This is a genomic window from Streptomyces sp. NPDC006551, assembly GCF_040611675.1.
Classification (GTDB): Bacteria; Actinomycetota; Actinomycetes; order Streptomycetales; family Streptomycetaceae; genus Streptomyces.
Genome location: NZ_JBEXOT010000051.1, coordinates 37,660 through 43,916 on the forward strand (window position 1 = coordinate 37,660; position 6,257 = coordinate 43,916).

Below are 6,257 nucleotides of genomic sequence, written 5' to 3' on the forward strand. Positions count from 1 at the left end.
GCGGGGGAGGCCCCCTCACCCCCCGTACGTCGCCTGCGATTCCCCCAGCACCCCCGCGAAATCCCCCGCCAGTACCCGCGCCCTCTCCACTCCCAACGCCGCCGTCGTGATCCGCACGCCCGCCCCCGTCGTGATCCGGAACCGCGCCCCCGCCGCGACCCACCACCCGCGCGTCCGCAGCCCGTTGACCACCGCCGACTCGTCCCGCACCGGCACCCACACATTGAGCCCGCTCGCCCCGACCGCCGCGATGCCGTGCCCCGCCAGCGCCTCGATCAGCGCCGCCCGCCGCGCCGCGTACGCCGCCTCGCCGCCCGCCACCAGGCGCCGTACCTCCTCGTCCGCGAGAAGCCCCGCCGCCGTCTCCTGCAGGACGTGACTGACCCAGCCGGACGTCATCAGCATCCGCCCGTCGTGCCGCGCCAGCGTCACGGAGTCGCACGCGACTCCCGCCCACCGCAGGTCGATCCCCAGATGCTTGGACGCCGTCCGCACGTGCGCCCACCGCTCGAGACCGGCCGCCGCCAGCGTGTACGCGGACGCCCCGGAGATGTCCGCGTTGTGGTCGTCCTCCACGACGAGGACCTCCGGGAACTCCCCGAGCACCGCCACCAGCTCGTCCCGTCGCCCCCGCGTGAAGTACGCGCCCGTCGGGTTCTGTCCACGCGGAGTGCACACCACCGCCCGTACGCCTGACCGCAGCGCCGTCCGCAGCGCCTCCGGCATCAACCCCTCCGCGTCGACCGCGACCGGCACCATCCGCAGCCCCAACGCCGGTACCAGGTCCAGCAGATGATGGAAGCCGGGATCCTCGACCGCCACCGCGTCGCCCGGTCGCAGCTCCGTCGACAGCAGCCGCGCGATGCAGTCCAACGCGCCGTGGGCGAACGTCACATGCTCCGCCGGGACGCCGTCCCGAGCGAACCAGGCCCGCGTCAGCTCCTCCAGCCTGCCGAGCCGCGGCGACGCACGATGGGACCCGTACACCGGGCCCACCCGCGCCGGAGGTCGCAGTTCGGGCAGGAACGCGGGATCAGGATGGCCGCCCGCGAGGTCCACAAGCCCCTCCGGCACCCGCGGCGGCCGCCGCGAGGCGACCGACGGCGCCTCCGCCACCACGGTCCCGCCGCGCCCCCGCGTGACCACGACCCCTCGCTGCCGCAGCTCCTTGTACGCCGTCGCGACCGTTCCCGGACTGACTCCCAGCTCCTCCGCGAGCCGCCGCACCGGAGGCAGCGCGCGCCCCGGTCCGAGCCCGCCCTCGGACACGCCCCGCTCGACGGACGCGGCAATTCCCTTGGCCGTCGTCCCGACAATCGAATATTGTGCTGCCACGTACTGAACTATGTATCAATACAAAAGCAGAGTCAAGGGGGACCGCGTGAGCCGCGCATCGCTGAAGAACCGCATCCCGGGAGGTGTCGACGGCCGCCGCATGCTGCTCATCGGCTTCATCGACAAATGCGGCACCGGCCTCTGGGCCACCTCCATCGCCCTCTACTTCACCTACGTCTCCGGCCTCGGCCTCGGCCAGGTAGGCCTCCTGGTCGGCGTCTCCGGCGGAGTCGGCATCGCCGGCGCGCCCCTCGCCGGACGCCTCGCCGACCGCTTCCCCGTCACCCGCGTCCTCATCGGCTGCCAACTCCTGCGCGCCGCCGCCCTCCTCGCCCTCCTCACCACCGACAACTACGCCCTGCTCGTCCTCTACTCGGCCATCGGCGCCCTCCCCGACCGCGCCACGAACGTCCTCACCAAGCTCTACGCCACCCGCATCGCCGGCCCCGAACGCGTCCGCTACCAGGCCATCAACCGCACCGCCGGAAACCTCGGCTGGGCCGTCGGCGGCCTCGGCGCCGCCGCCGCCCTCTCCGTCGCCACCAGCACCGCCTTCCAGCTGCTGCTCGTCGGCAACGTCGTCTCGTACGTCGTGATGGCCGCCCTCACCCTGCGCTGCGCCGAACCCCCGGCCCCCTCCCGCGTCGCGGCCGGCTCCGCCACCGGCGCCCCGAGCGCCAAGCCCGCCGGCCCCTGGCGAGACCGCACCTTCCTGCTCTTCACCGCCACCGAGGCGGTCATCTTCCTCGACGACACGATCCTCCAGGTCGCCCTGCCGCTCTGGATCGTCCACGCCACCGACGCCCCGGTCGGACTCGCGCCGCTGCTCCTCGTCCTCAACAGCGTCCTCGTCGTCCTCTTCCAGGTCCCCCTCGCCCGCTTCGGCGCCACCACCGAGGCGGCCCGCCGCCTCCTCGTCCCGCTCGCCTGCCTCCTCGTCGCCGGCACCCTGGCCCTGGCCGCCTCGGCCTTCGCCGGCCGCACCCTCGCCATCACGGCTCTGGTCGTCGCCGCAGTCGCGCTCACCTTCGCCGAGATCATCCACGCCACCGCCTCCTGGGAACTCTCCGTCGCCCTCGCCCCCGACGACGCCCAGGGCGCCTACCTCGGAGTCCACGGACTCGCCCCGGCCACCCAGCGCTTCGGCGGCCCACTCCTCCTGACCGGCGTGATCGCCGCCGGCCCGCTGGCCTGGCCGATCCTCGGCGCCGCTCTCGCCGCCACCTGCGGCGTACAGAGCCGCCTCGTCCGCCGAAGCCTCGACAAACGGTCACTGTCAGTGCCCACCGCTACGGTGAGTGAGCATTGATCGACAGCGCCCAGGGGGAGACATGGCACAAACCAGCACCACCACATCCATGCGCCGCGCACTGCGCCGCGAAGTACCCAGCACCGTCGGCCTCCTCGCCGACGAGGACGACTTCGCCGCCATGCGCCGTTACGCCACGTTCCGCTTCGACGACCACCCGGCCTACCTCCGGCAGGTCGAGGGCCTGCTCAAAACCCTGGCCGCCCAGGGCGGCCACACCACCGTCGCCCTCTTCGACCCCGACGAGTACGCCGCCTACTGCGACGACACCGGGCTCGACCCCGACCACCCCACCAGCCGCAGCCGCTACACCGCCGAACTGGCCGCCACCGGTGCCCGCATCCCCTACACCGGCCAACCCATGACCACACTCGTCCCCACCCTCATCGACACCGCCGTTCGCCGCGCCACCTGGGAGTACGCCACGATGCTCCTCACCGACACCGGCCACTGCGCCGAATGCGGCCAGGACCTCGGCCAAGCCGCCTTCGACCGGGCCTCACGCCTGCTGATGCGACTCCTCGAAGCGGCCGGCCCCGGCACCCACCACCTCGTCTGCAGCGTTCCCGCCGCGGACGAACAACTCCTCGCCCTGCTCCACACCACCCGCGACGGGCAAGGACCCGCCCACCTCGACACCGCCGAGGGCGCGGAGTTCGTCACCGTCCTCGCCACCGGCATCGCCCTCGACAGCCCCGGCGGAGTGGTCCTGCGCACCACGACCCCCGGCGCCCGCGACCGACTCCACGGCTGGCGCCTCGCCCACGGCACCCTGCTCCCGCTCACCGAGGCAGAGGTCTTCAACGCCTACTGCACCGACGCCCGTACGGGAGAGCCCATCGCTCCCGAACCCGGCGTCGACTACCACGCCGGCTTCGACCTCGCCCCCGAGGACGACGACCGGCCGTCCCACCACTGACGCCGAAGGGGCTCCCCGCCACTCACGTGACGGGGAGCCCCTTCGATCAACCAGAACCTGCCGGGATCACTCCCCGGACAGCACCGCCTGAGCGGCCAACCGGGCCTCGTCGGCCGTGTCCGCCGCGCGCGCGGCCGCGGCCGCCCGCTCGCACTGGGCCAGCGTGTACTTCGCGAGCGTCGCCCGCACGTAAGGAATGGACGCGGCACCCATCGACAGGGAGGTGACCCCCAGACCCGTCAGCACACAGGCCAGCAGCGGATCCGAAGCGGCCTCACCACAGACACCACAGCTCTTGCCCTCGGCCTTGGCCGCCTCGGCGGACATCGCCACCAGGTCGAGCAGCGCCGGCTGCCACGGGTCCTGCAGCCGTGACACCGCACCGACCTGACGGTCGGCGGCGAACGTGTACTGCGCCAGGTCGTTGGTGCCCAGCGACAGGAACTCCACCTCCTGCAGGATCGAGCGCGCCCGCAGCGCGGCGGAGGGAATCTCCACCATCGCGCCGAACTTCGCCCGCAGCCCCGCCTCACGACACGCGTCGGCGAAGGCCTTCGCGTCCGTACGGTCCGCCACCATCGGCGCCATGACCTCGAGGTACACCGGCAGACCCTCGGCGGCCTTCGCCAGCGCCGTCAGCTGCGTACGCAGCACCTCCGGATGGTCGAGCAACGTCCGCAGACCCCGCACACCCAGAGCCGGGTTCGGCTCGTCCGCCGGCGTCAGGAAGTCGAGCGGCTTGTCCGCACCGGCGTCCAGCACCCGCACGACCACACGGCCTTCGGGGAACGCCTCGAGCACCTTGCGGTAGGCCTCGATCTGCTTCTCCTCCGACGGCGCCTTCTCACTGTCGTCCAGGAAGAGGAACTCCGTACGGAACAGACCGACGCCCTCGGCCCCGGCCTCCACCGCGGCCGGCACGTCCGCCGGACCGCCGACGTTGGCGAGCAGCGGCACCTTGTGCCCGTCCGAGGTCGCGCCGGGACCACTGGAAGCGGCGAGAGCGGCCCTGCGCTCGGCGGCGGCCGCGGTCAGCCGCGCCTTCCGGTCCTCGCTCGGATTCACGAAGATCTCGCCGGTGGAACCGTCCACCGCGACGACCGTGCCCTCACCGATCTCGCCGGCACCCGGGAGCGCCACCACGGCCGGCACACCCAGCGCCCGCGCGAGGATGGCGCTGTGGCTGGTCGGCCCGCCCTCCTCGGTCACGAAGCCGAGCACCAGCGCCGGGTCGAGCAGCGCCGTGTCGGCGGGAGCGAGGTCCCGCGCGATCAGCACGTACGGCTCGTCACTGTCCGGCACGCCGGGCATCGGCACACCCAGCAGCCGGGCGACGATCCGGTTCCGCACGTCGTCGAGGTCGGCCACGCGCCCGGCCATGTACTCGCCGGCACCCGCGAGCAGCTCGCGGTAGTGCGAGAACGCGTCGTAGATACCGCGCTCGGCCGTGCTGCCGACCGCGATCCGGCGGTCGACGTCGGCGATGAGCTCCGGGTCCTGGGCGATCATCGCCTGGGCCTCGAGCACGTGCTGTGCCTCGCCTCCGGCCAGATTGCCCCGCGCGATCAGGTCGGCGGCCACGGCTTCCACGGCCTGGCGGGCGCGCCCCTGCTCGCGCTCCGCCTCCTCGGCGGGAATCTGCTTGGCCGGCGGCTCGAGAACGGCCGTTCCCATGTGCCGGACCTCGCCGATCGCCACTCCGTGGCTGACGCCGACGCCTCGCAGCGTTGTCTCCATCTCACCCGTCTCCGATAGAGCGGCGGCACCCGGCCGCCGCGATGAATGTCGAACTCGTGGCCGCCGTGAGGACGGCCCCGACGTCACCTCCAGCTGAAGAGCTGGTCGCCGGCCTTCACTTCGCCGTCCTCGACGACGTCGGAGAGGGAGTCGACCGTGGCCTCCAGGGCCACGACGGGGCAGATCGGGGACTTTCCGGCAGCCTCGACCTCCGCCGGGTTCCAGCGCACGATGGCCTGTCCGCGCGTCACGGTGTCCCCCTTGTTCACGAGCAGCTCGAAGCCCTGCCCGTTGAGCTGGACGGTGTCGATCCCCAGGTGGGTCAGCACACCGTGGCCTTCGCCGTCGACGACGACGAACGCGTGCGGGTGAAGGGAGACAATGACGCCGTCGACCGGCGAAACGGCCTCCGACGCCTCACGTGCGGGGTCGATCGCGGTACCGGGACCGACCATGGCGCCGGAGAAGACGGGGTCGGGTACTGCAGCGAGACCGATGGCGCGTCCAGCAAGTGGCGACGTCACGGTTGTCATGGGAAGCCTCCCAGGGGCGGAGATGGTGTGGCGCCGTCACTACCTGTCCTGGACGGCGTACTGTTCAGAAGCGTATGTCATGAGAAGTCCTAGTTCCGCACGAGACAGACCAGTTGGCGGACCTAGCGACTACCCGGAAACGATTTGCCTCCACTGACGGTGGGATGTACTGTCGTACCTCTGCTTGACCCCAACGCGACATTGAGTCGTGGGTCGGCAGCACCTATCGAGCCCGATCCTAACCCCAGTGGTCTACACCTCTGCATGCCTTGCGGAGGGAGTGGTCAGGGGGAGCGGAAAAGCCTGGTAGTGTTTGACCCCGCCGCAAGGGAAAGCGCGAAAAGCGAATTCCTGGAACGGCAAGCCCGCTCCAGCGGGTGGCGGAAACGGAAAACGGATCTGCTAAGCTGGAAACACGAAAGAC

At 71.7% G+C, this 6,257-nt stretch carries 5 protein-coding genes; 2 read left to right on the plus strand and 3 right to left on the minus strand.

Annotated features, from left to right (window positions below):
• Nucleotides 1-15: 15 nt before the first annotated feature.
• Nucleotides 16-1,335 (minus strand): aminotransferase class I/II-fold pyridoxal phosphate-dependent enzyme, encoded by a 1,320-nt coding sequence (locus ABZY12_RS30150; protein ID WP_356895856.1) that lies wholly within the window; start codon nucleotides 1,333-1,335, stop codon nucleotides 16-18.
• 46 nt (nucleotides 1,336-1,381) lie between these two features.
• Here ABZY12_RS30150 and ABZY12_RS30155 point away from each other — a divergent pair, with 46 nt between their 5' ends.
• Together ABZY12_RS30155 and ABZY12_RS30160 are read left to right on the plus strand one after the other, a co-directional pair.
• Nucleotides 1,382-2,644: an MFS transporter gene (locus ABZY12_RS30155; protein WP_356895858.1), complete on the plus strand. Its 1,263-nt coding sequence runs from the start codon at nucleotides 1,382-1,384 to the stop codon at nucleotides 2,642-2,644.
• A 22-nt stretch (nucleotides 2,645-2,666) separates the two neighbouring features.
• On the plus strand, nucleotides 2,667-3,563 hold the full coding sequence (locus ABZY12_RS30160; protein WP_356895860.1) for a hypothetical protein: 897 nt from the start codon (nucleotides 2,667-2,669) through the stop codon (nucleotides 3,561-3,563).
• Between the two features lie 66 nt (nucleotides 3,564-3,629).
• Here ABZY12_RS30160 and ptsP read toward each other — a convergent pair whose 3' ends face one another.
• Both ptsP and ABZY12_RS30170 read right to left on the minus strand, forming a co-directional pair.
• Complete coding sequence (gene ptsP / locus ABZY12_RS30165; protein ID WP_356895862.1) at nucleotides 3,630-5,300, minus strand: phosphoenolpyruvate--protein phosphotransferase; 1,671 nt, start codon at nucleotides 5,298-5,300, stop codon at nucleotides 3,630-3,632.
• An 83-nt stretch (nucleotides 5,301-5,383) separates the two neighbouring features.
• Nucleotides 5,384-5,833, minus strand: coding sequence for a PTS glucose transporter subunit IIA (locus tag ABZY12_RS30170; RefSeq protein WP_356895864.1), 450 nt, complete (start codon nucleotides 5,831-5,833; stop codon nucleotides 5,384-5,386).
• Between the last annotated feature and the right edge of the window lie 424 nt (nucleotides 5,834-6,257).

Bases quoted from the DNA above. Each gene is read 5' to 3' on its own strand.
- ABZY12_RS30170 (WP_356895864.1), bottom strand. From the start codon at position 5,833: ATGACAACCGTGACGTCGCCACTTGCTGGACGCGCCATCGGTCTCGCT.
- ABZY12_RS30160 (WP_356895860.1), top strand. From the start codon at position 2,667: ATGGCACAAACCAGCACCACCACATCCATGCGCCGCGCACTGCGCCGC.
- ptsP (WP_356895862.1), bottom strand. From the start codon at position 5,300: ATGGAGACAACGCTGCGAGGCGTCGGCGTCAGCCACGGAGTGGCGATC.